Here is a 24,797-nt window from a genome sequence, read left to right on the forward strand (position 1 = left end):
GCCGTGACCGTCCACGACAACAGCTTTCGTCCCGCCCGGCGCATCGGCGCGATCGGCGTCTCCGAAATCCTCAAGATCGGTGCTGTCGCGCAGCGGCTGAAGCAGGAAGGGCGCCCGGTGATCGTGCTCGGCGCCGGCGAGCCCGATTTCGATACGCCTGACCATGTCAAGGCCGCCGCGGAACAGGCGATCCGCGGCGGCCAGACCAAATACACCATCCTCGACGGCACCATGGAGCTGAAGGCTGCGATCGCGGCAAAATTCCGCCGCGAGAACGGCCTCGACTATGCGAGCGATGAGATTACCGCCGGTGCCGGCGCCAAGCAGGTGATCCACAACGCGTTCATGGCGACGCTTAGCCCCGGCGACGAGGTGATCCTCGCCGCGCCGTATTGGACGAGCTACGCCGACATGGTGAAGATCGCCGACGGCGTGCCGGTCGACGTGCCGTGCCGCGAGGAGAACGGTTTTCGGCTCGATGCCGCCGACCTCGAAGCCGCGATCACGCCGCGCACCCGCTGGCTGTTGCTGAACTCGCCGTCGAATCCAACCGGCGCGGCCTATTCGGCGGCGCAGCTCAGGCCGATCCTAGACGTCTTGATGCGCCATCCGCATGTCTGGCTGATGGCCGACGATATCTATGAACACCTCACCTATGACGGCATGCCCTTCGTCACGGCGGCGGCGCTCGAACCCGGCCTGAAGTCGCGCACCCTCACGGTCAATGGCGTCTCGAAAGCTTATGCGATGACCGGCTGGCGCGTCGGCTATGGCGGCGGTCCGCGCGAGCTGATCGCGGCGATGGCGGTGGTGCAGAGCCAGAGCACGACCAATCCGTCCTCGGTGAGCCAGGCGGCTGCGATCGCCGCGCTCACAGGGCCGCAGGAGGTTCTGATCGAGCGCCGCGACGCCTTCCAGCGCCGCCGCGACCTTGTCGTCGACAAGCTCAATGCGATCGATGACGTGAGTTGCCGCCGGCCGGAAGGCGCGTTCTATACCTTTGCCAATTGTGCGGGTCTGATCGGGCGCCGCGCGCATGACGGCATGCAAATCGACAGTGACAGCGCGTTCTGCCGCTATTTGCTGGAGCGCCATGACGTCGCCGTGGTCCCCGGTAGCTGCTTCGGCCTTGCGCCCTATTTCCGTCTATCCTACGCAACCTCGGACCAAAATCTGCGCGACGCGCTCGGACGCATCGCCAAAGCCTGCAGGGAGCTGTCATGACCAAATCCAACGCCCGCACCGGAGGCCAGATCCTGATCGACCAGCTGGTCGCGCAGGGGGTGGAACGCGTCACCTGCGTCCCGGGCGAGAGCTATCTTGCCGCGCTCGACGCGCTGCATGACAGCCCGATCGACGTCGTGATCTGCCGCGCCGAGGGCGGCGCGGCGATGATGGCGGAGGCCTATGGCAAGCTCACCGGGCGTCCCGGCATCTGCTTCGTGACCCGCGGCCCGGGCTCGACCAATGCCGCGCATGGTGTCCACATCGCAATGCAGGACTCGACGCCGATGATCCTGTTCGTCGGCCAGGTCGATACCGGCATGCGCGAGCGCGAGGCGTTCCAGGAGCTCGACTACAAGGCGGTGTTCGGCACCATGGCGAAATGGGCGGTCGAGATCGACCGTCCCGACCGCATTCCGGAACTGGTCGCGCGCGCCTTCCGCGTCGCGTTGCAGGGCCGCCCAGGGCCGGTGGTGATTTCGCTGCCCGAGAACATGCTGACGGAAACCGCAGCGGTCGCCGACGCGCCGAAGGTCGAGCCCGCGGCGAGCTGGCCAGCGCCATCGGATCTCGAACGCCTCGGCGCGATGCTGGCGAGCGCCAAGGCGCCGATCGTCGTGCTCGGCGGCTCCGCCTGGACCGCTGACGCTGCCAAGGGCATCGCGCGCTTTGCCGAGCGCTTCGATCTGCCGGTCACCACCTCGTTCCGCCGCGCCTCGCTGTTCGACGCGGACCACTCGCATTATGCCGGCGACCTCGGCATCGGGCCGAGCCCGAAATTGAAGGACCGCATCACCGGTGCCGACGTGATCCTGTTGATCGGCGGTCGCATGTCGGAAATGCCGTCGGGGTCCTACACGCTGCTCGACATTCCCACACCGCAGCAGAAGCTGATCCACGTGCATCCGGGCTCCGAAGAGCTCGGCCGCGTCTACCAGCCGGCGCTGGCGATCCAGGCGACACCCGCGGCGTTCGCTGCCGCGGTCGAGACCATGAAGCCGGCGAGCACGCCGGCCTGGAAGGGCGAGGCGGCGAAGGCGCATGCGGATTATCTCGCCTGGACCGAGAAGCCGCGCGAGCTGCCGGGCAATGTCCAGTACGGCCAGATCGTCACCTGGCTGCGCGATCGGCTGCCGAAGGACGCCATCGTCTGCAACGGCGCCGGCAATTATGCCGGCTGGATTCACCGCCACCACCGCTTCCACACGTTCGCCGCCCAGCTGGCACCGACCTCGGGCTCGATGGGCTATGGCGTGCCGGCGGCTGTCATGGCCAAGCGGCAGCATCCCGACCGCGTCGTCGTCGCGTTCGCCGGCGACGGCTGCTTCCTGATGAACGGGCAGGAGTTCGCCACCGCCGTGCAGTATGACGCGCCGCTGATCGTCGTCGTGGTCGACAATGCGCAATACGGCACCATCCGCATGCATCAGGAGCGCGACTATCCCGGCCGCGTCGTCGGCACCCAGCTCAAGAATCCGGATTTTGCGCTGTACGCAAAAGCCTTCGGCGGCCATGGCGAACGGATCGAGCGCACCGAAGATTTCGCGCCGGCCTTCGAACGTGCGCTTGCCTCCGGCAAGCCGTCGATCCTGCACTGCCTGCTCGACCAGCGCGCGCTGTCGGTTGGCAAGGACTTTGTGCCCGAGGAGGCCAAGCGCTGATGTCTGCCACGGGCCGCCATGTTGCGATCATCGGCGCCGGCGCGGTCGGCGTGATCTCGGCCATCGAGGCGCTGCGCGCTGGCCATCGCGTCACGCTGATCGATCCCGGCGCGCCCGGTGGCGAGCAGGCGGCGAGCTACGGCAATGCCGGCTGGCTGTCGTCGCATTCGGTGATCCCGCCGGCCGAGCCCGGCACCTGGAAGAAGGTGCCCGGCTATCTCCTGGACCCACTCGGACCGCTGGCGATCCGCTGGTCCTATCTGCCGAAGGCGCTGCCCTGGCTGGTCAAGTATCTGCTGGCGAGCTGGACCGAGCCGCAGGTCGAGGCGACCGCACGTGCACTGCGCGATCTCCTCAAGGACGCACCGCTGTTGCACAAGCAACTCGCGGAGGAGGCCGGCGTCCCCGAACTGATCGAACGCCGCGGCGTGATGCATGTGTTTCCCTCGCGCGCGCCGTTCGACGGCGATCTCGGCTGGCGCATCCGCAAGCGCGTCGGCATCGAGTGGCTGGAGCTCGACGAGGACGAGATGCGCCAGCGCGAGCCTGATCTGCACCCGCGCTACAAGTTCGGCGTCGTGGTGGAAGAGGCCGGTCGCTGCCGTGATCCCGGCAGCTATGTCGCCGCACTCGCCGCGCATGCGGTCGCCAATGGCGCCGAGCGCGTCGCGGCCAAGGCCATCGGCCTCAAGCTCCAGGGCAACAAGCTCACGGCCGTCATCACCGAGAGCGGCGAGATCGCCTGTGATGCCGCGGTCGTCGCCGCCGGCGCGCGGTCAAAACAGCTCACGGCCTCGATCGGCGATCCGCTGCCGCTGGAGACCGAGCGCGGCTATCACGTCATGATCGAGAACCCGGAATGCGGTCCGCGCAACTCGATGATGGCCTCCGACGCCAAGATGGTGGTGAACTGGACCGACAAGGGCCTGCGCGCCGCCGGCACCGTCGAGATCGCAGGCCTGGACGCCGAGCCGAACTGGAAGCGCGCCGAGATCCTGCGCAACAATCTGCTCAGCATGTTCCCGAAGCTGCCGAAGAACATCCCGGCGTCGCGCATCAAGACGTGGTTCGGCCATCGCCCGAGCATGCCCGACGGCCGCCCGTGCATCGGCTATGCGCGCGCCACCAACGACGTCGTCTATGCGTTCGGCCACGGCCATATCGGCCTGGTCGGCTCGGCCCGCACCGGCCGGCTGGTCGCACAGCTCCTGAGCGGCAAGACGCCGGAAATCCCGCTTGCGCCTTTCGCACCGTCCCGTTTCCTCTGAGACCTCACGCATGACCTATCCTGCAAACTCCTCCTCCCGTATCGCCCGCGGCGGCAAGGCGCTCTATGGCGCGCCGCTCGGCATTTTGATGCTGGAGGCACGCTTCCCGCGCATTCCCGGCGACATGGGCAACGGCACCACCTGGCCGTTCCCGGTGCTGTATCGCGTCGTCAGCGGCGCGTCGCCGGAGAAGGTGGTGCTCAACGGCGCGGCCGGCCTGCTGCCCGACTTCATCGAGGCCGCCAAGGATCTGGTGCGGCTCGGCGCCGAGGCGATCACCACCAATTGCGGCTTCCTCGCGCTGTTCCAGAAGGAGCTGGCGGCCGCGGTCGGCGTGCCGGTTGCGACCTCATCGCTGATGCAGGTGCCGTGGGTGCAGGCGACGTTGCCGCCGGGCAAGCGCGTCGGCCTCGTCACGGTGTCGGGCTCGACATTGTCGCCGGCGCATCTGGAAGGCGCCGGCGTGCCGCTCGATACACCGCTGGTCGGCACCGAGAACGGCAAGGAATTCTTCCGCGTCCTGATCAAGGCCGAGAAGGACGACATGGACGTGGCGCAGGCCGAACGCGACGTGGTCGAGGCCGGCAAACAGCTGGTCGCGCGCCATCCTGATGTCGGCGCCATCGTGCTCGAATGCACCAACATGCCGCCCTATGCGGCAGCCTTGCAGGCCGAGGTCGGGCTGCCGGTCTACGACATCTACTCGATGATCACCTGGTTTCACGCGGGGCTCAGGCCGCGCGCCTTTGGGTGATAGTATCGGGGTGTGATCGCGATTCCCTTCAACCGTAGTGACCCAAGCGGGTAGCAACTTGGACATCAGCTCAGACAGCATCGTCGACCGGGTCTATGAGCAGCTCAAGGCGATGGCGATCAGCTACGAGTTCAAGCCAGGCGAGCGGCTGAACGAGGGCGAGCTGGCGAAGCGCCTCGGCGTCAGCCGCACGCCGCTGCGCGAGGCGCTGAACCGGCTGAACACCGAGGGCTTCCTGCGCTTCACACCCGGCAAGGGCTTCTTCTGCCGCGAGCTCGACGCGCACGAGATCTTCGATCTCTACGAGCTGCGCAAGTCGCTCGAGATCGCCTCGGTGCGGCTTGCGATCACCCGCGCGCGCGACGAAGACATCGATGCGCTGCTGGCCTTTCTGCACGCGACGGGTCCCGATCCCGGCGAGCGCTCCTCGGTCGAGCTGGTCGAGCTCGACGAGACCTTCCACGAGCGGCTGATGGGGATGTCCGGCAATGCCGAGATGCTGCGCGTGCTGCGCAACGTCAATGCGCGCATCCGTTTCGTACGCTGGATCGACATGGACCGGATCAACCGCTCCAACACCCAGGCCGAGCATCGCGCCGTGGTCGAGGGCCTGAAGGCGCGCGACGAGGAACGCTGCGTGTCGGTACTGGAGAAGCATATCGACCGCCGGCTCGATCGCATCACCTCGGCGATCAAGGAAGGCTACGCCCAGATCTACATGCCGGCGGCGCGCGCCGGCAACGATTGATGCGGATGGCTAGAGCTCCGTTCCGATGGAATCGGAACGGAGCTCTAGGTTTTTTGTTTTGACGCGTTTTCTTTACGCGAACCGGTATCCACTTCGCTCGAAAACGCTCTAGTCATCACCGGCCCAGGCGCTGATCGCGGCCGGTGCGATCACGCGGCGGGGCGTGTGCGGGTTGATGGTTCCGGCGCTTACGTCTTGGGTCCGCTCGAGCAAGGTGCGCGCGAACGTCTTGGCGTCCGCCTCGCTCGTGAAGGTGCGGGTCTGGCGTGCGAAGCGGTGGTGTCCGACGTCGGGATCCCTCAGGGCGAACGAGACGTACCAGATGGCGCTCTCGTTCTTCATCGCGTCGTCTCCGGCGGGGGACCGCCGGCGCGATCTGACGATTGTCGAGCAAGCGGATATGCAACAGGGACCAAGATGAAACGCCTTGAGATGCAACAGATGCCTGCAACATGCGGCATGCAGTATCCCACTGATGGAGAACGACACGACGAGTCCGGCACGATTCACCGGAGCTGTAGCATGTTATCGCTCAACCGGCAGGTGCAACGACAATGCGCCGGCGCTGCTCAGGTTCCATCCAAAAAGATCGCTCGAACAAAGAGGTAAAGCACGATGAATCTCATCGCGCTTCAGGTGGCCTGGCCTTCCTTGCCCGCGGCGGCGATGGCTTTCTCGACTTCGGCCGCGAGCCCTGCGAGGTGTTCGGCGAGCTTGGTGAACAGCTCGCGCTTTTTGAGGTCGGTGGCGAGATCGCGGATCAATGCGCACTCCGCGGCATCGGTGCGGAGCTTCTCGAGATGCGACAACATGTCCTGCATTTTTGCCACCCCCAGCGCCCTTTCCCGGAACGGTAGGCGGCGCGGAACCCGGCAACAATAACCTATGATAACTCTTGGCCCAGCCGGCGGAGCCGCCAGGCCCTGGCAGCGCCGAATGCCGGCCACCTGATTTCACTCCCCGGTCAGGTGGTTGGCCGACAGCAGGCCGAACATCCGCTCGGCGACGAATTTCTGGCCCGCCGGTGTCCAGTGGTTGCCGACATGGGCACCGGGATAGGCCTCCGCGCCGTCAAAGGTCACGAAGGGAATGTGCTGATCCTGGAGATGGCGAACCAGCGCGGGATCGGTGTTCTGCAAGCCGACCAGGAATTTGGCCCCGTTCGCCTCGACGAATTCCCTGATCTTGTCGATCAGCTGCTCCGTCGGGTCCGGCACGAACAGCACCGGATGCATCAGCTTCAGGTAGGCGGCATCGGCGAGCCGGACCAGCCAGACGTGGCGCACCCACCAGTCTTCCTTGATGGCCTGTAGCCGCGACTTCGGCACCGGCACGCCCTGCAGCACTAGCGCGCCATCGGGCGTAGTCGCGAAATACGGCTTCTGATAATCCTCGTAGCGGATGTTGGTGCTGTTGTCCTTGCGGTCGTTGTCGGTGCAGAAGATCAGCACGATGGCGGCCGGCTTCACCTGCGGCCACAGCCGCCTCAACAGCAGGTATTCCTGGTCGGTGCCGTAGCCCGAGACGCCGGCGGCGAGGATCTTATAGGCCGGGATGCGCGGCTTGAGCAGGTCGGTGAAGCGTTGGTCGGCCTCGACATCGAGGCCCCAGACGAAGGAATCTCCGAGGAACATGATGGTCGGCTTGCTGTCGAGGACGAATTCCTCGTCGCGCAGGCCGAGGCCGTTGTGGCGGACATGGATGGTGCGGGCGTTGGTGACGTCGGGGCTCGGCCCCGGCACCGGCACCCAGCCGAGCTCGGAATCGTAACGGTAGCTCAGCGAGCGTTCGGTAATGCCCTCGCGCAGCTCGCGGAAGTCGGCGACCCGCAGGATGATCTCCAGCGCTGCCAAGGTGACGATGGTCACGATCGCGATGGCGCCAAGCGAGTGCCAGACGCTGGTCGGTTTGACGGGACCATGATCGTCGGCGGGCACCATCAGTCGAGCTCGAAGGCGTTCTTGTAGTCGAGCTTCAGCGCGGCCGGCTGGTCCTCTTTGTCGAGAAAACAATTGCCGACGACGAGCGTCTCGATGTCCGATCCCATGAAGCAGCGGAACGCATCCTCCGGCGTGCAGACGATCGGCTCGCCGCGGACGTTGAAGCTGGTGTTGACCAGCACCGGGCAGCCGGTCGCGGCCTTGAAGGCCGTCAGCAGCTCGTGAAACCGCGCGTTGGTGTCGGGATGGACGGTCTGGATCCGCGCCGAATAGTCGACATGGGTGACGGCCGGAATCTGCGAGCGCGGGATGTTGAGGCGGTCGATGCCGAACAGCGCGCGGTCTTCGGGCCTGACCGGCAGGCGGCGCCGCTCCAGCACGTCGGCGACGAGCTGCATGTAGGGGCTGTCGCGGTCGAGCGCGAACCAGTCGGCGACGTCCTCGCGCAGCACCGCCGGTGCGAAGGGACGAAAACTCTCGCGAAACTTGACGCGGAGATTGAGCGAGCTCTGCATGGTCGGCGAGCGCGGATCGCCGAGGATCGAACGGGCGCCGAGCGCGCGCGGCCCGAACTCCATCCGGCCCTGAAACCAGCCGACCGCCTTCTCTGCGACCAGCGCCTTGACCGTGCGCTGGATCAGCGCCGTGTCGTCGAGCTCGGTGAACACGGCGCCGGCGGCGCGCAGGCGGTCCCTGATCTCGGATGGCGCAAAAGACGGTCCGAGATAGCCGCCTTGCATCGCATCGTGGTTGGCCGCGACCCGCGGTCGGCCGGCAAATTGATGATAGGCCGCAAGAGCTGCGCCGACCGCGCCGCCGGCATCGCCCGCGGCCGGCTGCACCCAGAGCTGCTTGAACGCGCCATCGCGCAGGATCTTGCCGTTGGCGACGCAGTTGAGCGCGACGCCGCCGGCGAGGCAGAGATTGTCCGAGCGTTGCTCGCGGGCCAGGCTGCGCGTCAGCCGCAGCACGATTTCCTCGGTGACGTGCTGAAGCGAGGCCGCGAGATCCATATGTCGCTGCTCCAGCAGTTCCGTGGATGGATCGCGTGGCTTGCCGCCGAACAGCGCATCGAACCGGCCATTGGTCATGGTCAGCCCGGTGCAATAGTCGAAATAGGAGAGGTCGAGCCGGAACGTGCCGTCGTCCTTGAGATCGATCAGATGGTCGAGGATCACCCGTGCGTATTTCGGCTCGCCATAGGGCGCGAGCCCCATCACCTTGTACTCGCCTGAATTGACCTTGAAGCCGAGGTGATAGGTGAAGGCGGAGTAGAGCAATCCGATCGAATGCGGGAAGTTGATCTCGCGCCCGAGCTCGAGCGTGTTGTCGCGGCCGTAGCCGGCCGATGTCGTGGTCCATTCGCCGACGCCGTCGAGCGTCAGGATCGCGGCCTCCGTGAACGGCGAGGCGAAGAAGGCCGACGCCGCGTGGCTCTGGTGGTGATCGGCGAACAAGAGCTTCGCCTCCCAGTCGACCGTGCCGTCGATGTCGCGCAGTGCGTCGCGCAGCACACCCTTCTGAAACAGCTTCTGCTTGAGCCAGACCGGCATCGCCTTGCGGAACGACTGGAAGCCGCGCGGCGCGAAGGCGAGGTAGGTTTCCAGCAGCCGTTCGAACTTCAGGAACGGCTTTTCGTAGAACACGACGTGGTCGATGTCGCCGGCTGCGATCTTCGCCTCGGCCAGGCAGTAGTGGATGGCGTTCGCCGGAAAGGCGGGGTCATGCTTGCGCCGCGTGAAACGCTCCTCCTGCGCCGCGGCCACGATCCTGCCGTCGACCAGCAGCGCCGCCGCGCTGTCGTGATAGAACGCCGAGATGCCGAGGATGTGCAACGCCGGTCCCCTAAACCGCGATGAGATTGGGTTGAAACGTCATCGCGCTTTAGCTCCTTGTTTTGAGCATGATCTTTTCGGAAAACCGCGTCACACTTTTCCGGATCATGCTCTAGAACAGCGTGTAGACGAACGGCGCCAGCGCCGATCCCTTGGTCAGCACCAACAGTCCGCCGAGCATGAGCATCACGGCAAAGATCGGGATCAGCCAGAACTTACGGCGGGCTCGAATGAACGCAAATAATTCGCGCAGGAATGACATCGTGCCTCTGAAATTGACGGAACTTCAAAACTGCTGACGCATGGACTCCGACGGTGGCCGCGGATCGGACCGCGGCAGCCAATAGGTTCGCAACGAAACGTCGCGGGCAAGACAAAGGAAATCCTTGCCGAACAGGCGCATGACGAGCCCGATCGGCAGGATCGCGCCGAAGAAAAGAATGGCCATGACCACGGGATTGACCACGCGGTACATCAGGAGGCCGAGCTTCAGCCAGGCGCGGTTGGCGAGTGAAAGCGATTGCGGCCGCCACAGCGTGAGCCCGGCGAACACGGCCGCGACGCCGATCCAGATCGGCGCGTGCGAAGAACCCTTGTACCATCCGAGGAGGCCGATCACGGCACAGACCGCCGCCATCGTGCCCCCGAAATTGCGGTTGCTCGGCCCGACCACGATCTCGTCGTCACGTACCGGTTCCAATAGCTGCATCGGCCTGTCTTGGTCGGTTGGGCTTGGGCGGTTTGGACTAGGGCGGTTTGGATTTGGACGGTTTGGACTTGGGCGTTGGATTTCGGCGTTCGGACTAGGTTTGAACGATTTCTACTAAGCGCATTCGCCATTCGCCAGCAATATCTGGCAGTGGGGTCTCGCGCCTTCCCGGCGTGCCGTCTGCCGGCGGCGATGCGCCGGGCGGGTTATCGGGAAACTGGCGCAGAATCATTTAACGTGTTAATATTCGCGCGCTCAACCCAACTGGCAACCGCGCTCGAAGCGCGTAAGACAAAAGCCTGCTGAACGGAGCCTCCGATGCTCGCACGGCCGTCTGACGAGGAAGCGTTGAAGCTCGCTGTTGCATTCTTCTGCATCCTGGATCCCGACAAACGCGCTCAGGTCCTGGCGTTGGCAGAGAAGCTGGCCAAGGAGGAAAAGGTCGTCGACGATCACGTGCATTTCGCCCTGATCGACCCGACGCTTTCCTAGAGCGTTTCGAGCGAAGTGGATACCGGTTCGCGTGAAGAAAGCGCCTCAAAACAAGAATCCAGAACACGCGCCAGCCGGCTGCCCGTGAACGCTACTCGGAATGCCGTCGGACGATGATCGGCCGCGCGGACGGGCGGGCAAAACCGACGTCCGCAATCCAGGCGCTGCCTGGCGCCGCAATGCGCTCGCCGGACTGCATCGCCTGCTGAGCGCGCGGCTCGTGCCGATCTGCGCGGAGATTGACGGCTCCAGGACCAGTCTGACGAACGGTCTGGTCCGGCCTGTGCAGGAAGGCGAGGCGAAGCATGATGGCTGTCTCGGACCGGCCCAACACCTGTGCGATCTGGCGGGTGTGAAATCTGGCCCCGCGCATCCTCAATAATTGCTTGTCGTCATCCTCGGACCAACGCGCATTCTTTCGGCTCTGCAAAGTTGTCCTCCATTGCCAACAGGGGGAGGGTTGTCGATTCGGGCCGCTTCCCGAATTGGCTTTTTTGTCGCAGCGCGGAGGAGGGATGGTGCATCATCCTATCAGCCGCTGAGACTCATGGTCGACGAGTTCCATGCGCGCGGAGGATCGGATGAACCATTCGTGACGGCTTGTTCCGCGACGTCGCCGATGCTGTCGGCACAGACCGGTTGACAGGCGAAGCACCAGGGCTTTAATTCGGAGCCACGGGGATGTGCGATCTCCCCGCGAGGCGACATGCCCAAGAATCGCGTCCTTTACTCACCAAGGGCGCAGCATGTCATCATATACCTCGATCTCACCTGAAAAATTGTCTCGGCTGATCGGCACGGCGACCCCGCCGACCCTCATCGATGTGCGCATCGAGGAGGATTTTTCCGCCGATCCGCGCTTGATCCCGGGCGCGATGCGCCGTTCGCATCTCGCTATCCATGACTGGGCCTCGGGCATGACCGGCAAGTCCGTGGTCGTGATCTGCCAAAAGGGCCAGAAACTCAGTGAAGGCACCGCGGCGTGGCTGCGCTGCGGCAATGTCGCGGCGGAGGTCTTGGAGGGTGGTCACCTCGGCTGGACCGAGGCAAAGCTCCCAACCGTTCCGGCTGACAAAATCCCCAAGCGCGACGGGCGCGGCCGCACCGTCTGGGTGACGCGCGCGCGGCCGAAGATCGACCGCATAGCCTGCCCATGGCTGATCCGCCGTTTTGTTGATCCCACCGCGGTCTTTTTGTTTGTCTCACCATCCGAGGTCGAAGCGGTCGCCGAGCGATTTCAGGCGACTTCGTTCGATATCGAGAACGTATTCTGGAGCCATCGCGGCGAACTCTGCACTTTCGATGTGATGGTCAAGGAGTTCGGCCTGTCGACGCCAGCACTCGAGCGGCTTGCGACCATGGTGCGGGCCGCCGACACCGCACGGCTCGATTTGTCCCCGGAGGCGCCCGGGCTGCTCGCGGCTTCGCTCGGTCTTTCGCGGATGTTTGACGATGACCTCGAGCAGTTGAGCGCCGGGCTGCTGCTTTATGACGCCTTCTATCGCTGGTGCCGCGACGCGACCAGGGAAACCCACAACTGGCCGACCAACAAGGTGAAGCCATGACCGATCTTGCGGAGAGCGGTCGGGCCGGCGCGCAAGCGCCGGCTCATGGCATCACCTTTAACGAGGCGCTGCTGGTCTGGATGCGTGTCGCCATCCTGAGCTTCGGCGGACCCGCCGGCCAGATCGCGGTGATGCATCGCATCCTCGTCGAGGAGAAGAACTGGATCTCCGAAGGGCGCTTCCTGCACGCGCTCAATTACTGCATGCTGCTGCCGGGACCCGAGGCCCAGCAGCTCGCCACCTATATCGGCTGGCTGCTGCACCGTACGGCAGGCGGCATCGTGGCGGGAGGATTGTTCATCCTGCCCGGTATCTTCGCCATTATGGGGCTGAGCTACATCTATGCGGCCTATGGCAATGTCGGCTTCGTCGAGGCCCTGTTCTTCGGCCTGAAGGCGGCGGTTCTCGCCATCGTGATCCAGGCGGTGGTCCGGGTCGGAAAGCGCGCACTCCGCAATCCCGTCATGATCGCGCTGGCGGCGACAGCCTTTGTCGCGATCTTCTTCTTCGGCGCGCCATTTCCGCTCATCATCATTGTTGCAGGCGTGTTCGGTTTCGTCGGGGCTCGGCTGGGCAGGCCCGAGTTCGCGGCGGTCGAACACGGAGGAAAGAGTTCGGCGGCGATCGATAGCCTGCTGGGCGAGGCCGTGCCTGATCACGTCAAGCCGAGCAGCTCACGTACCGTTCGTGTCGCCGCCGTCTGGCTCGCGCTCTGGCTCGTCCCTGTCCTGGCACTCCTCCTTGCTCTGGGGCCGAATGATGTCTTCAGCCAAATCGCGATCTTCTTCTCCAAAATGGCGATGGTGACGTTCGGCGGCGCCTACGCCGTGCTGGCGTATGTCGCGCAGCAGGCCGCCGAATATTATCGCTGGGTGAGTCCGCGGGAGATGCTCGATGGGCTCGGCATGGCGGAGACCACGCCCGGACCCCTGATCATGGTGGTCCAGTTTGTGGGCTTCATGGCCGCGTTCCGCGAGGCAAGCGGATTGCCGCCGATGCTCGCCGCTACGCTGGGCGGCTTGCTCGCGACCTGGGTCACCTTCACGCCATGCTTTCTTTGGATCTTCGTCGGCGCGCCCTACATCGAGGCGCTGCGCGGCAACAAGGCGTTGGCAGGGGCACTCACCGCCATCACCGCCGCAGTCGTCGGCGTGATCCTCAATCTGTCGATCTGGTTCGCGCTGCACACGTTGTTCAGGCAGACCTTTCCGGTCCACGGCGCAGGCCTATCGTTCGATGCGCCCGTGATGAGCAGCATCGATCCATTTGCGTTCACGCTATCGCTCGCGGCGGCCGTGGCGATCTTCCGGTTCAACATCGCGATGCTCGTGGTGCTCGCTGCGTCCTGCATCGCGGGCGTCCTGCTGCGTCTGGCAGGCATCATCTAGGGAGACAGCAACCATGGCGAGAATGATCTTGGCTGCCGCGACAGCCTATCTGCTATCGGGTTTCGCGGTGGCTGCGCCAGCGGATCGGGGCGAGGATGCTACTGCGGCAGGCACAGCGGTCTTGCTGGCTCCAGCCCCCGTGCGTCCGCCCGCGACCCAGATGCTGCGTGGCGTTGTCGACAGCGTCGATCAAGGCAGCGACACCATCAACATCCGGCTGTCATCGGATGCGATCGAGCGGTTCAAGGTTCAAGACGGCTTGATTTTCAATGCCGTCCGTTTCGGAGACCTCGTCGAAATTTCGGTGCGGAGCATTGCGGGCATCAAGACCATCGTCGAACTCTCGAAGGAATAAGTCGGCGCAAGAGCGGCAAAAGTCCAGACCTCTAGGTTTTAGTGGAGCGGTTCAATGCGAAAAGTGATCCCAGTCCTCGCCGGCATCGGTGCCTGCCTTCTCGCCACCGGCGGAAGCGCGCAGAAGATCGACTGGCAAATCTTCGCCGAGCCTTTCGTGACGTCAGCCCATGCGCAGGACGTCGACTGGCAGAAGGTCGATGACACCTTGGGCCGCAAGGCCGCGGTCGCAGGCGACGTGCACCGCTACGGATTTCCGCGGACCGATCTCGCCGTGACGCTCGACGGGGTGACCATCAAACCGGCCCTGGCGCTCGGCGGCTGGGTCGCATTCAAGCCGATGCATGGCGGCATCATGGCGATGGGCGATCTGGTGCTCCTGGAATCAGAGATCAACCCGGTCATGGCGAAAATGATCGCCAACGGACTGGAGATCACCGCGGTTCACAACCATCTCCTCGGCGCAACGCCGGCGACGTTCTACATGCACGTGGCCGGTCACGGCGACCCGGTTCGGATCGCGTCCGCGATCCGCGACGCGCTCGCCGAAAGCAAGACGCCTCTTGCGGTCGCGGCATCGACGGCGTCCCCGCCAGCTGTCGATCTCGACACCGTCCAGCTTGACCAGATCATTGGCGTCAAGGGGCAGGCCAATGGCGGCGTCTATCAGTTCAACGTTCCGCGCCGCGATCCGATCACCGAGGGCGGCATGCCGCTGACCCCGGTCGGGCCGATGGGCGTTGCCATCGGCATCAATTTCCAGCCCACGGGTGGCGGCAAGGCGGCGATCACCGGCGACTTCGTGCTGACCGGCGAGGAGGTCAACCCGGTGATCATGGCACTGCGGACCCATGGCATCGCGGTGACCGCGCTGCACAGCCACATGCTGGACGAGCAGCCGCGGCTGTTCTTCATGCATTTCTGGGCCAACGATGATGCCGTGATGCTCGCCAAAGGCTTGCGCGCTGCGCTCGACAAGACGGCAAGCACGAAAGGCTGACGTTTCGTAAGAGGTGGGACTAGGGCTCAGCAGGTTATTTGGCGAGCGGTGCAGCAAAACTCACTGCCGTCCCTGCGCGCACACCGAGGGTGACGTGACGGCAGCGCCACAAACCCTACACGATCCGCACCACCATCTTGCCGAGCGCGGCGCGCGTTTGCATGGTCTTGAACGCCGCGCGGAAATCCTCGAAGGCGAACACCTTGCCGACGACAGGCGAAAGCCTGCCGTCATTCAGCCACGCCGACAATTGCGCCGTCACGCGCGCCAGCGCCTCCGGCTCGCGGCGGGCGATCTGGGCGGCGTCGACGCCGATCAGGAGGCCGCCCTTGAGCAGCGGCAGGTTGAACGGCAGAGCGGGGATGGTGCCAGCGGCAAAGCCGACCACGAGATGACGGCCATTCCACGCGATCGAGCGGAACGCCTGCAACGACACCTCGCCGCCGACCGGATCGAAGATCACGTCGGCGCCATGGCCGTCGGTCGATTGCTTCAGCGCGTCGCGCCAATCGGGCTCGGTGTAGTCGATCACGGCGTCGGCGCCGAAGCTTGCGGCGTAGTCGCGCTTCGCCTCGGTCGAGGCGGCGGCGATGACGCGGGCGCCGAGCAGCTTGCCGACCTGGATCGCGGCAATCCCGGTGCCGCCGGCAGCGCCCAGCACCAGCAGCTGCTCGCCGGCGCGGAGCGCGCCGCGTTCGCCGAGCGCGTACAGCGCGGTGAGGTAGTTGGTGCGGAAGGCGGCGGCCGCCTCCATCGACAGCCGGTCCGGCATGAGCTCGACGGCTGCCGCCGGCACGGTGACATACTCCGCGAGCCCGCCCGAGCGCGCCGCGCCCATCACCCGCGTTCCCGGCGCGATGCCGACGACATCATTGCCCACCGCGTCGACCACGCCGGCAAACTCAGCGCCTGGCGTGAAGGGGAGGGGATCCTTGGTCTGGTAGCGGCCCTCGACCTTCAGCCCATCGACAAAGCCGATGCTTGCCGCGTGCACCCGTATCCGGACCTCGCCGGGCGCGGGTTCGGGCATCGCGATGTCCTTCAGCCCGATCTGATCGATGGACGCATATTGCTCGACGACAACCGCCTTCATCCTGCTCTGCTCGCTGGTTCGTTTCCCCTCAATCAAGCTATCCCACGTCCGGTGTTCTACGGGGAGGCCTTTTGCGCATTCGGCGGCGGCGGTCGCAGTGGAAAGCCAGCATCTTCAACGACATCGCGAGGAACGGGGCGTTTACCCATTGTTATCCCTACCAAATTCGGTAACGCGTCCTTAATCGCATTAACGTTAGGGTTTTGCCACGCGGTCCGCCTTGGGCCGCGCGCCGTCCAGGACGGACCGGTGTTGCGTACGCGTTGGAGTCTCCCATGGATATCATGACGGGCGCTGGGCTGGTTGCCGGCTTCGCCGTTATCGCGGTGATGATGCTGTTGGGCGGCGACCTGCACATGTTCATTTCCGAACATGCCATGATCATCATCTTCGGCGGTTCGATCGCGGCGACCATGATCCGCTTTCCGCTCGGCGTGATGCTGCACGGCCTGCCGCTCGGCGCCAAGTTCGCCTTCACGATGAGCCGGCTGTCGGCGCGGGATCTCGTCGACGAGCTCGCCCGCATCGCCGAGATCGCCCGCAAGCAGGGTCCGGTCGGGCTGGAAAAGGTCGAGACCACCGAGCCGTTCCTCGCCAAGGGCATCCGCTACGTCGCCGACGGCTACGACCTCGAATTCATCCGCGACAATCTCGAGCGCGACCGCGACAATTTCCTGATGCATCTCGACGAGGGCAGCAAGATCTACCGCGCGATCGGCGACTGCGCGCCGGCGTTCGGCATGATCGGCACGCTGATCGGCATGGTGCAGATGTTCGCCAACATGACCGATCCCTCCAAGCTCGGCCCGTTCATGGCGACCGCGCTGCTGGCGACGCTGTACGGCGCGCTGGTCGCCAATCTGTTCTGCCTGCCGATCGCCGACAAGCTGCACGGCAAGCTGCTCGACGAGGAAACCAACCGCACGCTGATCATCGACGGCATTCTGATGATCCGCGACTCCAAGAGCCCGGCGCTGGTACGCGAGATGTTGCTGGCCTACCTGCCGGAGAAGCATCGCCACGAGGAAGGCGAGCCGGTCCCGGCCTGACGGCTCGGATCAGGCGCTCCCGGGAAAGCAGCGATGGCCAAGAAAAAGCGCGGCGATGCACATGGCGGCGGTCACGGCTGGTTCGTGACCTTCGCCGACCTGATGGGCCTGATGATGAGCTTCTTCGTGATGCTCGTCGCGTTCTCCACCATGGACAACAACAAGCTGAAGATCGTCGCAGGCTCGATGCGCGATGCCTTCGGCGTGCAGACCAATGTACGCTATTCCGGCATCGTCGAATCCGACGGCCTGCCGACCCGGCCGAAGCTGAAGAATGTCGACCACATCTCGCCGGAGGAATCCTCGGCCAATCCGACGCCGGACGAGAAGGAGCGCAGCCAGATCAACGGCGCGCGGCTGAAGATCGACCGCGAATTCGCGCTCGCCTCCGCCTCGTTGCGGCAGGCGCTGCAGGACATGCCGGAGCTGACGGAAATCTCCAAGAACATCATGTTCGAGGAGACCAAGGAGGGCTTGAACCTTGAGATCGTCGACCAGGACGGCCGCTCGATGTTCGCCGACGGCTCCAAGGAGCCGTATGACCGCACCCGCCGGCTGATCCAGAAGCTTGCGGCGCCCTTGAAGGCGACGCCGCTGCGGGTCGCGATCGTGGGGCATACCGCCGCAGGCTTCGTGCCGGCGCGCAGCGATTATGATGCCTTCGACCTCTCCGCCGACCGCGCCAATGCGGTCCGGCAGATCCTGGAGCGGGAAGGGCTGCCGTCCTCGCACATCTTCGCGGTCTCAGGCAAAGCCGACGGCCAGCCGCTGTTTCCGGACGATCCGACCTTGCCGGCGAATCGTCGCGTGACCATCACGTTGATGCGGGAAAATCCGCCATTGCCGCCGGATCTGAAGCCGTAGCAATGGGTTACTGGACCACGGTGGGAGTGACCTTGTGCTCGGTTGACAGGTGAGGCGGAAGCGTCGATCACCGCGCGGATCAAAATCAACCGATCGAGCGTTCCACCCTCGCCATGGCTGCCAGCGTCACAACCAGCGAAGCCCAGGAGGGACAGGGCCAGGGGCAAGCGACCTCGGGCTTCTGGGCCCTGATGCTTGGCAGCATCGGCGTGGTGTTCGGCGACATCGGAACCTCGCCGCTCTACGCCTTCCGCGAGGCGGTCGGCGGCGCCGCGCACGGCCAGCCGGTCACACGGATCATGGTGCTGGGCGTGCTCAGCCTGATCCTGTGGGCGCTGTTCACCGTCGTCACCGCGAAATACGTGCTGCTGCTGCTCCGTGCCGACAACAATGGCGAGGGCGGCACGCTCTCGCTGATGGCGCTCGGCCAGCGCGCGATCGGCCGCCGCAGCTGGCCGCTGTTGGTGCTCGGCGTGGTCGGCGCCTCGATGTTCATCGGCGATTCCATGATCACGCCGGCGATCTCGGTGTTGTCGGCGGTCGAAGGCCTCAAGCTCGCCACGCCGCATCTCGAGCATTATGTCGTGCCGCTGACGATCCTGATCCTCGTGATCCTGTTCTCGGTGCAGAGCCACGGCACGGCCCGCGTCGCCTCTGCCTTCGGGCCGGTGATGGTGCTGTGGTTCGGCACCCTGGCGGCGATGGGGATCGTCCACATCAAGGATGATCCGTCGGTGCTGGCGGCGATCAACCCCTATTACGCGCTCCAGTTCCTGCTGACTCACGGCACCATCGGCCTGGTGACGCTCGGCGCCGTATTCCTTGCCGTGACCGGGGGCGAGGCGCTTTACGCCGATCTCGGGCATTTCGGCCGCAAGCCGATCCAGTCCGGCTGGCTGTTCTTCGTGCTGCCTTCGCTGCTGCTGAACTATTTCGGCCAGGGTGCGCTGGTGCTGTCCGATCCGTCCGCGATCGAGAATTCGTTCTACCGCATGGTGCCCGAGGTGCTGCTGCTGCCGCTGGTCGGGCTTGCCACGCTGGCGACCGTGATCGCAAGCCAGGCCGTGATCACCGGCGCCTATTCGCTGATCCGCCAGGCGGTGCAGCTCGGGCTGTTGCCCCGCTTCGAGGTCCGCTACACCTCCGAGAGCCACGCCGGCCAGGTCTATCTGCCGCGGGTCAACCGGCTGCTGCTGATCGGCGTGCTGCTGCTGGTGCTGCTCTTCCGTACCTCGAGCGGGCTCGCCTCGGCCTACGGCATCGCGGTCTCCACCACCATGGTCGCCGATGGCATCATGGGCTTCATCGTGATCTGGAAACTATGGAATTGGCGCGCGGCCTCCGCGGCAGCCCTGATCCTGCCCTTCGTGATCATCGACACCACCTTCTTCAGCGCCAATCTGCTGAAATTGTTCGAGGGCGCCTGGGTGCCGCTGTTGTTCGGTGCCGTGGTCGCGATCATGATCTGGACCTGGCGGCGCGGCGCGGCGATCCTGATCGCCAAGACCCGGCGCATCGAGGTGCCGCTGCGCGATCTGATCCAGAGCCTCGAGAAGCGGCCGCCGCACATCGTCAAGGGCACTGCGGTGTTCCTGACCAGCGACCCCAGCTTCGTGCCGACTGCGCTCTTGCACAATCTCAAGCACAACAAGGTGTTGCACGAGCACAACGTGATCCTGACCATCGAGACCGCGCCGACGCCGCGGGTCGATCTGTCCGAGCGCGTCTCGATCGAGAAGATCAGCGACAAGTTCACCGCGGTGCGGCTGCGCTTCGGCTACATGGAATCGCCGAACGTGCCAAAGGCGCTCGCGGTCGCGCGGAAGCTCGGCTGGCAGTTCGACATCATGGCGACCTCGTTCTTCGTGTCGCGTCGCTCGCTGAAGCCGTCGGCCCAGTCCGGGATGCCGCAATGGCAGGACCATCTATTCATCGCGATGAGCCGGTCCGCCAACGACGCCACCGACTATTTCCAGATCCCGACCGGCCGGGTGGTTGAAGTGGGTACCCAGGTAACTATCTGACGGAACGCAGGATTCTGGAGTTGAAAAACTGTGACCTATGCGTGATATGCATAGCCGGGACCTGAATCCATGCTAACCTATGCATTCCTGCCGGGAGTATAGGCCTGCAACCCGGCATTGTGCGATGCGGTAGAAGGCAGAGGCGCAACTTTCCATGTCATCCGAGAGTGCGATCACCGCGGCGGAAACGCCCGCGGCCAACGGGCATGGCGAAGCGCATTCGACCGCCGGCTTCAAGGCGCTGATGCTCGGCAGCATCGGTGTCGTCTATGGCGACATCGGCACCAGCCCGCTCTACGCGTTGCGCGAGGCCGTCGTTGCCGCGAGCGGCGGCGAGGCGGGGGTCACCACGCATGCGGTGCTCGGCGTGCTCTCGCTGATCCTGTGGGCGCTGATCATCGTCGTGACGCTGAAATACGTCGTGATCCTCTTGCGTGCCGACAACAACGGCGAGGGCGGCACGCTGGCGCTGATGGCGCTGGCGCAGCGCGCGGCGGCCAAGGGCGCCGGCGCGATCGTGATGCTCGGCATCGTCAGCGGCGCGCTGTTCTACGGCGACGCCGTAATCACACCGGCGCTCTCGGTGCTGTCGGCGGTCGAGGGCATCAAGCTCGTCACCGCGACCTTCGATCCCTATGTCGTGCCGCTCACGGTGGTGATCCTGGTGATCCTGTTCTCGGTGCAGTCGCGCGGCACCGCCAGCGTCGCCACCTTCTTCGGCCCCGTGATGTGCGTCTGGTTCGCGGTGATCGCGATCGCCGCGTTGCCGCAGATCGCGCGGCATCCCGAGGTGCTGTACGCGCTGAACCCGATCCATGCGGTGCTGTTCATGCTCAATCACGGCGTGGTCGGCTTCATCACCCTCGGCGCGGTGTTTCTCGCGGTCACTGGCGCGGAGGCGCTCTATGCCGATCTCGGCCATTTCGGCAAGCGCCCGATCCAGACCGCCTGGCTGTTCATCGTGCTGCCGTCGCTGGCGCTGAACTATCTCGGGCAGGGGGCGCTCGTCATCGGCAATCCCAAGGGCATCGAGAACCCGTTCTTCCTGATGTTCCCGGATTGGGCGCTGATCCCGATGGTCGCGCTGGCGACGGTCGCGACCGTGATCGCGAGCCAGGCCGTGATCACCGGGGCCTATTCGCTGACGCGCCAGGCGATCCAGCTCGGCCTGCTGCCGCGGTTCGAGATCCGCCATACGTCGGAAGCGCATTCCGGCCAGATCTACATGCCGCGCATCAACCGCTTCCTGTTCATCGCGGTCATCGTGCTGGTCTTGATGTTCCGCTCGTCGAGCGCGCTGGCTTCGGCCTACGGCATTTCCGTGACCGGCACCATGGTGGTGACGGCGATGATGGGCTTTGTGGTGATCTGGCGGGTCTGGCGCTGGTCGCCGCTCGCGGCCGGCGCGCTGATCGCGCCGTTCCTGTTCCTTGATCTCACCTTCCTGACGGCCAACCTGCTCAAGGTGTTCGAGGGCGGCTGGGTGCCGCTCGCGCTCGGCGCTGCCATGATCGTCGTGATGTACACTTGGCGGCACGGCAGCCGGCTATTGTTCGAGAAGTCGCGCAAGCTGGAATTCCCGCTCGACGATCTCGTGCGGATGCTGGAGAAGCGGCCGCCGCAGCGGGTCTCCGGCACCGCGGTGTTCCTGACCAGCGATCCCGTCAGCGCGCCGACTGCGCTGATGCACAGCCTCAAGCACTACAAGGTGCTGCACGAGAAGAACGTCATCCTCACCATCGAGACCGCGCCGACGCCGCGCATCGACCCGTCCGAGCGGGTGCGGATGGAGCAGTTGAGCGAGACCTTCTCCAAGGTGACGCTGAAGTTCGGCTTCATGGAGCAGCCGAACGTGCCGAAGACGCTGGCGATCGCCCGCAAGCTCGGCTGGCAGTTCGATATCATGTCGACCTCGTTCTTCCTGTCCCGCCGGGCGCTGAAGCCGGCGGCGCATTCCGGCATGCCGCGCTGGCAGGACCATCTGTTCATCGCGCTGAGTCGGTCGTCGAACGACGCCACCGATTATTTCCAGATTCCGACCGGGCGGGTGGTCGAGGTCGGCACGCAGGTGACGATCTAAAGCTTTCGCGCAGGGCCGTAACCCGTTTCGGAGCCTTGATTTTCTCCGCGCGAGAGGCGACTTTGCGGCCAGACCGGGCGAGGCGCGAAGCCTGCCAAGCTGATGTCGGGAGGATTTTTCCGTGGCGGACCACCAGGTGCAAGATTTGTTTCCGGACGAGGTGTCGAAGGGAATAGCCGACGGCCGCTATCTCCTGGTCGACGTGCGCGAACCCAATGAAGTCGCCGTCGAGGCTTATCCCGATAGCGTCGTGGTGCCGCTGTCGACCTTCGATCCATCGGCGATCCCCGATCCGCAGGGCAAGCAGGTGGTGTTCGCCTGCCGCTCCGGCAAGCGTTCGGTGACGGCCTCGCTGGCCGCGCAGGCCGCGGGCCTGCCCTACGACAAGCACCTCGCCGGCGGCATCATCGGCTGGAAGGCGGCGGGACTGCCGACCAAGACGGGCGGCTGATCCCTGCCATGATCTCGATGAACAAGGTCTTCGCGGACCTGCCCGTCACCATCTTCGAGGCGATGTCGCAGGCCGCGCGCGACAACGACGCCATCAATCTCGGACAGGGTTTTCCCGACGATCCCGGACCGGAGGACATCCGCCGCGCCGCCGCGGACGCCTCGGTCAACGGCTACAACCAGTATCCGTCGATGATGGGCATCCCGGAACTGCGCCAGGCGATCGCCGCGCATTACGGCCGCTGGCACGGGCTCAAGCTCGATCCGATGACCGAGGTGATGGTGACCTCCGGCGGCACCGAGGCGTTGACCTCGGCGATCCTTGCCGTGGTCGAGCCCGGCGACGAAGTGATCGTGTTCCAGCCGGTCTATGATTCCTATCTGCCGATCATCCGCCAGGCCGGCGGCATTCCGCGCCTGCTGCGGCTCGAGCCGCCGCACTGGCGGCTCAACGAGGACATGCTGCGCAGCGCCTTCAATCACAAGACCAAGGCGGTGCTGTTCAACAACCCGCTCAATCCGGCGGCGGTGGTCTATCCGCGCGAAGACCTCGAACTGCTGGCGCGGTTCTGCCAGGAATTCGACAGCATCGCGATCTGCGACGAGGTCTGGGAGCACGTCACCTTCGACGGCCGCGAGCACATCCCGCTGATCACGATCCCCGGCATGCGCGACCGCACCATCAAGGTCGGCAGCGCCGGCAAGATCTTCTCGCTCACGGGATGGAAGATCGGCTTCGTCTGCGCCGCCCCGCCGCTGCTGCGCGTCGCCGCCAAGGTGCATCAATTCCTCACCTTCACGACGGCGCCGAACCTGCAGGCCGCCGTCGCCTACGGCCTCAACAAGCCGGACGACTACTTCCTGACCATGCGCACGGAAATGGCGCGCAGCCGCGACCGCCTGACCAGGGGGCTCGAGAGCCTCGGCTTCCCGGTGCTGAAGTCGCAGGGCACCTACTTCCTCACGGTGGACCTGTCGCCGCTCGGGCTCAACGAGACCGACGCCGAGTTCTGCTGGAGAATTGTAAGGGATTACAAGGTCGCGGCTATTCCCGTGTCGGCGTTCTACGAGCAGGATGCGGTGACGTCGGTCGTCCGCTTCTGTTTCGCCAAGAAGGACGCGACGCTCGATCGTGCGCTGGAGCGCCTGTCGGACGCCGTCCACCGCCGCAAGAGGTAAGCCGGAATGGGAAAGCAGGGCCGCCGTCTCGTCGACTTCGTCGGCACGCTCGCTGCGGTCCTGCTGTTCTCCACGTCCAGCCGCGCGCAGGAGCGCACGGTCAATTTCTACAACTGGTCGAACTACATGGCGCCGGGAGTCCTGGAGGACTTCACCAAGGAGACCGGCATCAAGGTGGTCTACGACACGTTCGACGCCAACGAGACGCTGGAGACGCGGCTGCTCGCCGGCAAGTCGGGCTACGACGTCGTGGTGCCCACGGGCTATTTCCTGCAGCGCCAGATCACAGCGAAGGTGTTCCTGAAGCTCGACAAGGCGAAGCTGCCGAACCTTGCCAATGCCTGGCCGGTGGTGACGAAGGAGCTTGCGACCTACGACCCCGGCAACACCTACGGGGCCAACTACATGTGGGGCACCACCGGCATCGGCTACAACGTCAAGATGGCGCAGCAGATCCTGGGGCCCGATGCGAAGATCGACAGCTGGGACATGGTGTTCAAGCCGGAGAACCTCGCCAAGTTCAAGGATTGCGGCATCCATATGCTGGATTCCGCCGACGACATCCTGCCGGCGGCGCTGAGCTATCTCGGGCTCGACCCGAACTCGACCAAGCAGGCCGATTTGGAGAAGGCCGCCGATCTCGTCATCAAGATCCGGCCCTATGTGCGCAAATTCCATTCGTCCGAATATCTCAGCGCGCTGGCCACAGGCGAGATTTGCTTCGTGGTCGGCTGGTCCGGCGACATCATGCAGGCGCGCAGCCGTGCGGCGGAGGCCAAGACCGGGGTCGATATCGGCTACACCATCCCGAAAGAGGGCGCGCAGATGTTCTTCGACAATCTCGCGATCCCCGCGGATGCCAAGAACGTCAATGAGGCGTACGAGCTGATCAACTACCTCTACCGCCCCGACGTCGCGGCGAAGAACTCGAACTTCCTGTCCTACGCCAACGGCAATCTGGCGAGCCAGAAGCTCGTCGATCCGAAGATCCTCGACGACAAGAACATCTATCCCGACGAAGCCATGCAGAAGAAGCTGTTCGTGATCACCGCGCGCGACCCCGCCACGCAGCGGATCATCAACCGGCTATGGACGCGGGTGAAGACGGGGAAGTGACGCG

The 24,797-nt window shown here is 64.8% G+C and carries 25 protein-coding genes; 18 read left to right on the top strand and 7 right to left on the bottom strand.

What is annotated here, in order from left to right:
• Positions 1 to 3: 3 nt before the first annotated feature.
• The 5 genes from IC762_RS14670 to IC762_RS14690 are packed head-to-tail and all read left to right on the top strand — an operon-like array spanning position 4 to position 5,655.
• Complete coding sequence (locus tag IC762_RS14670; RefSeq protein WP_195789479.1) at positions 4 to 1,224, top strand: pyridoxal phosphate-dependent aminotransferase; 1,221 nt, start codon at positions 4 to 6, stop codon at positions 1,222 to 1,224.
• On the top strand, positions 1,221 to 2,885 hold the full coding sequence (locus IC762_RS14675; RefSeq protein WP_195789480.1) for a thiamine pyrophosphate-binding protein: 1,665 nt from the start codon (positions 1,221 to 1,223) through the stop codon (positions 2,883 to 2,885). The genes IC762_RS14670 and IC762_RS14675 overlap by 4 nt, the downstream gene beginning before the upstream one ends.
• Complete coding sequence (locus IC762_RS14680) at positions 2,885 to 4,153, top strand: NAD(P)/FAD-dependent oxidoreductase (protein WP_195789481.1); 1,269 nt, start codon at positions 2,885 to 2,887, stop codon at positions 4,151 to 4,153. The genes IC762_RS14675 and IC762_RS14680 overlap by 1 nt, the downstream gene beginning before the upstream one ends.
• A 10-nt stretch (positions 4,154 to 4,163) precedes the next feature.
• Complete coding sequence (locus IC762_RS14685; protein ID WP_195789482.1) at positions 4,164 to 4,907, top strand: aspartate/glutamate racemase family protein; 744 nt, start codon at positions 4,164 to 4,166, stop codon at positions 4,905 to 4,907.
• A gap of 58 nt (positions 4,908 to 4,965) precedes the next feature.
• Entirely contained in the window at positions 4,966 to 5,655 is a 690-nt protein-coding gene (locus tag IC762_RS14690) for a GntR family transcriptional regulator (RefSeq protein WP_195789483.1), read from the top strand.
• Positions 5,656 to 5,763: 108 nt separating this feature from the next.
• On the opposite strand, the gene IC762_RS14695 is transcribed toward IC762_RS14690, so the two are convergent.
• The 6 genes from IC762_RS14695 to IC762_RS14720 all read right to left on the bottom strand — a co-directional run bounded on the left by IC762_RS14695 (position 5,764) and on the right by IC762_RS14720 (position 10,139).
• On the bottom strand, positions 5,764 to 5,997 hold the full coding sequence (locus tag IC762_RS14695; RefSeq protein WP_195789484.1) for a hypothetical protein: 234 nt from the start codon (positions 5,995 to 5,997) through the stop codon (positions 5,764 to 5,766).
• A gap of 290 nt (positions 5,998 to 6,287) precedes the next feature.
• Positions 6,288 to 6,476 (bottom strand): hypothetical protein, encoded by a 189-nt coding sequence (locus IC762_RS14700; RefSeq protein ID WP_195789485.1) that lies wholly within the window; start codon positions 6,474 to 6,476, stop codon positions 6,288 to 6,290.
• Between the two features lie 132 nt (positions 6,477 to 6,608).
• Positions 6,609 to 7,595, bottom strand: a complete 987-nt coding sequence (locus tag IC762_RS14705) for an SGNH/GDSL hydrolase family protein (RefSeq protein WP_195789486.1) — start codon at positions 7,593 to 7,595, stop codon at positions 6,609 to 6,611.
• Positions 7,595 to 9,430 (bottom strand): carbamoyltransferase family protein, encoded by a 1,836-nt coding sequence (locus IC762_RS14710; protein ID WP_195789487.1) that lies wholly within the window; start codon positions 9,428 to 9,430, stop codon positions 7,595 to 7,597. The genes IC762_RS14705 and IC762_RS14710 overlap by 1 nt, the downstream gene beginning before the upstream one ends.
• A 112-nt stretch (positions 9,431 to 9,542) precedes the next feature.
• The gene (locus tag IC762_RS14715) at positions 9,543 to 9,692 is read right to left on the bottom strand and encodes a DUF5989 family protein (protein WP_195789488.1); all 150 of its coding nucleotides are present in this window, start codon (positions 9,690 to 9,692) and stop codon (positions 9,543 to 9,545) included.
• Positions 9,693 to 9,716: 24 nt separating this feature from the next.
• On the bottom strand, positions 9,717 to 10,139 hold the full coding sequence (locus IC762_RS14720; protein ID WP_195789489.1) for an SxtJ family membrane protein: 423 nt from the start codon (positions 10,137 to 10,139) through the stop codon (positions 9,717 to 9,719).
• Positions 10,140 to 10,457: 318 nt separating this feature from the next.
• Between IC762_RS14720 and IC762_RS14725 the strand changes: the two genes are divergently transcribed.
• The 6 genes from IC762_RS14725 to IC762_RS14750 all read left to right on the top strand — a co-directional run bounded on the left by IC762_RS14725 (position 10,458) and on the right by IC762_RS14750 (position 14,938).
• Positions 10,458 to 10,631: a hypothetical protein gene (locus tag IC762_RS14725; RefSeq protein WP_195789490.1), complete on the top strand. Its 174-nt coding sequence runs from the start codon at positions 10,458 to 10,460 to the stop codon at positions 10,629 to 10,631.
• Between the two features lie 100 nt (positions 10,632 to 10,731).
• Positions 10,732 to 11,013 (top strand): hypothetical protein, encoded by a 282-nt coding sequence (locus IC762_RS14730; RefSeq protein ID WP_195789491.1) that lies wholly within the window; start codon positions 10,732 to 10,734, stop codon positions 11,011 to 11,013.
• A gap of 364 nt (positions 11,014 to 11,377) precedes the next feature.
• Positions 11,378 to 12,196: a chromate resistance protein ChrB domain-containing protein gene (locus IC762_RS14735; RefSeq protein WP_195790138.1), complete on the top strand. Its 819-nt coding sequence runs from the start codon at positions 11,378 to 11,380 to the stop codon at positions 12,194 to 12,196.
• Positions 12,193 to 13,584 carry a chromate efflux transporter gene (gene chrA, locus IC762_RS14740; RefSeq protein WP_195790139.1) on the top strand — a complete coding sequence of 464 codons (1,392 nt, stop codon included), beginning with the start codon at positions 12,193 to 12,195 and terminating at the stop codon, positions 13,582 to 13,584. The genes IC762_RS14735 and chrA overlap by 4 nt, the downstream gene beginning before the upstream one ends.
• A gap of 13 nt (positions 13,585 to 13,597) precedes the next feature.
• Positions 13,598 to 13,939, top strand: a complete 342-nt coding sequence (locus IC762_RS14745; RefSeq protein ID WP_195789492.1) for a hypothetical protein — start codon at positions 13,598 to 13,600, stop codon at positions 13,937 to 13,939.
• A 54-nt stretch (positions 13,940 to 13,993) separates the two neighbouring features.
• A complete protein-coding gene (locus IC762_RS14750; protein ID WP_195789493.1) occupies positions 13,994 to 14,938 on the top strand; it encodes a DUF1259 domain-containing protein in 945 nt (314 codons plus the stop codon).
• Positions 14,939 to 15,053: 115 nt separating this feature from the next.
• Here the strand turns inward: IC762_RS14750 and IC762_RS14755 are convergent, their stop codons facing one another.
• On the bottom strand, positions 15,054 to 16,031 hold the full coding sequence (locus IC762_RS14755) for an NADPH:quinone oxidoreductase family protein (RefSeq protein ID WP_195789494.1): 978 nt from the start codon (positions 16,029 to 16,031) through the stop codon (positions 15,054 to 15,056).
• A gap of 275 nt (positions 16,032 to 16,306) precedes the next feature.
• On the opposite strand from IC762_RS14755, the gene IC762_RS14760 reads away from it, so the two are divergent.
• The 7 genes from IC762_RS14760 (at position 16,307) to IC762_RS14790 (ending at position 24,793) form a co-directional block, all read left to right on the top strand.
• Positions 16,307 to 17,080 carry a motility protein A gene (locus tag IC762_RS14760; RefSeq protein ID WP_195789495.1) on the top strand — a complete coding sequence of 258 codons (774 nt, stop codon included), beginning with the start codon at positions 16,307 to 16,309 and terminating at the stop codon, positions 17,078 to 17,080.
• Between the two features lie 33 nt (positions 17,081 to 17,113).
• Positions 17,114 to 17,944, top strand: a complete 831-nt coding sequence (locus IC762_RS14765; RefSeq protein WP_195789496.1) for an OmpA/MotB family protein — start codon at positions 17,114 to 17,116, stop codon at positions 17,942 to 17,944.
• 113 nt (positions 17,945 to 18,057) lie between these two features.
• On the top strand, positions 18,058 to 19,968 hold the full coding sequence (locus tag IC762_RS14770; RefSeq protein ID WP_195789497.1) for a potassium transporter Kup: 1,911 nt from the start codon (positions 18,058 to 18,060) through the stop codon (positions 19,966 to 19,968).
• A gap of 154 nt (positions 19,969 to 20,122) precedes the next feature.
• Entirely contained in the window at positions 20,123 to 22,048 is a 1,926-nt protein-coding gene (locus IC762_RS14775; RefSeq protein ID WP_195789498.1) for a potassium transporter Kup, read from the top strand.
• A gap of 121 nt (positions 22,049 to 22,169) precedes the next feature.
• Positions 22,170 to 22,499 carry a rhodanese-like domain-containing protein gene (locus tag IC762_RS14780; protein ID WP_195789499.1) on the top strand — a complete coding sequence of 110 codons (330 nt, stop codon included), beginning with the start codon at positions 22,170 to 22,172 and terminating at the stop codon, positions 22,497 to 22,499.
• Between the two features lie 8 nt (positions 22,500 to 22,507).
• Positions 22,508 to 23,677, top strand: coding sequence for an aminotransferase (locus tag IC762_RS14785; protein ID WP_195789500.1), 1,170 nt, complete (start codon positions 22,508 to 22,510; stop codon positions 23,675 to 23,677).
• A gap of 6 nt (positions 23,678 to 23,683) precedes the next feature.
• Complete coding sequence (locus tag IC762_RS14790; protein WP_195789501.1) at positions 23,684 to 24,793, top strand: polyamine ABC transporter substrate-binding protein; 1,110 nt, start codon at positions 23,684 to 23,686, stop codon at positions 24,791 to 24,793.
• Positions 24,794 to 24,797: the final 4 nt, after the last annotated feature.

The sequence above is a fragment of the Bradyrhizobium genosp. L genome (assembly GCF_015624485.1).
Lineage (GTDB): Bacteria > Pseudomonadota > Alphaproteobacteria > Rhizobiales > Xanthobacteraceae > Bradyrhizobium.

Bases quoted from the DNA above. Each gene is read 5' to 3' on its own strand.
- IC762_RS14725 (WP_195789490.1), top strand. From the start codon at position 10,458: ATGCTCGCACGGCCGTCTGACGAGGAAGCGTTGAAGCTCGCTGTTGCA.
- IC762_RS14745 (WP_195789492.1), top strand. From the start codon at position 13,598: ATGGCGAGAATGATCTTGGCTGCCGCGACAGCCTATCTGCTATCGGGT.
- IC762_RS14770 (WP_195789497.1), top strand. From the start codon at position 18,058: ATGGCTGCCAGCGTCACAACCAGCGAAGCCCAGGAGGGACAGGGCCAG.
- IC762_RS14775 (WP_195789498.1), top strand. From the start codon at position 20,123: ATGTCATCCGAGAGTGCGATCACCGCGGCGGAAACGCCCGCGGCCAAC.
- IC762_RS14760 (WP_195789495.1), top strand. From the start codon at position 16,307: ATGGATATCATGACGGGCGCTGGGCTGGTTGCCGGCTTCGCCGTTATC.
- IC762_RS14735 (WP_195790138.1), top strand. From the start codon at position 11,378: ATGTCATCATATACCTCGATCTCACCTGAAAAATTGTCTCGGCTGATC.
- IC762_RS14715 (WP_195789488.1), bottom strand. From the start codon at position 9,692: ATGTCATTCCTGCGCGAATTATTTGCGTTCATTCGAGCCCGCCGTAAG.
- IC762_RS14705 (WP_195789486.1), bottom strand. From the start codon at position 7,595: ATGGTGCCCGCCGACGATCATGGTCCCGTCAAACCGACCAGCGTCTGG.
- IC762_RS14695 (WP_195789484.1), bottom strand. From the start codon at position 5,997: ATGAAGAACGAGAGCGCCATCTGGTACGTCTCGTTCGCCCTGAGGGAT.
- IC762_RS14790 (WP_195789501.1), top strand. From the start codon at position 23,684: ATGGGAAAGCAGGGCCGCCGTCTCGTCGACTTCGTCGGCACGCTCGCT.
- IC762_RS14685 (WP_195789482.1), top strand. From the start codon at position 4,164: ATGACCTATCCTGCAAACTCCTCCTCCCGTATCGCCCGCGGCGGCAAG.
- IC762_RS14785 (WP_195789500.1), top strand. From the start codon at position 22,508: ATGATCTCGATGAACAAGGTCTTCGCGGACCTGCCCGTCACCATCTTC.
- IC762_RS14730 (WP_195789491.1), top strand. From the start codon at position 10,732: ATGCCGTCGGACGATGATCGGCCGCGCGGACGGGCGGGCAAAACCGAC.
- IC762_RS14755 (WP_195789494.1), bottom strand. From the start codon at position 16,031: ATGAAGGCGGTTGTCGTCGAGCAATATGCGTCCATCGATCAGATCGGG.
- chrA (WP_195790139.1), top strand. From the start codon at position 12,193: ATGACCGATCTTGCGGAGAGCGGTCGGGCCGGCGCGCAAGCGCCGGCT.
- IC762_RS14680 (WP_195789481.1), top strand. From the start codon at position 2,885: ATGTCTGCCACGGGCCGCCATGTTGCGATCATCGGCGCCGGCGCGGTC.
- IC762_RS14675 (WP_195789480.1), top strand. From the start codon at position 1,221: ATGACCAAATCCAACGCCCGCACCGGAGGCCAGATCCTGATCGACCAG.
- IC762_RS14765 (WP_195789496.1), top strand. From the start codon at position 17,114: ATGGCCAAGAAAAAGCGCGGCGATGCACATGGCGGCGGTCACGGCTGG.
- IC762_RS14700 (WP_195789485.1), bottom strand. From the start codon at position 6,476: ATGCAGGACATGTTGTCGCATCTCGAGAAGCTCCGCACCGATGCCGCG.
- IC762_RS14750 (WP_195789493.1), top strand. From the start codon at position 13,994: ATGCGAAAAGTGATCCCAGTCCTCGCCGGCATCGGTGCCTGCCTTCTC.
- IC762_RS14720 (WP_195789489.1), bottom strand. From the start codon at position 10,139: ATGCAGCTATTGGAACCGGTACGTGACGACGAGATCGTGGTCGGGCCG.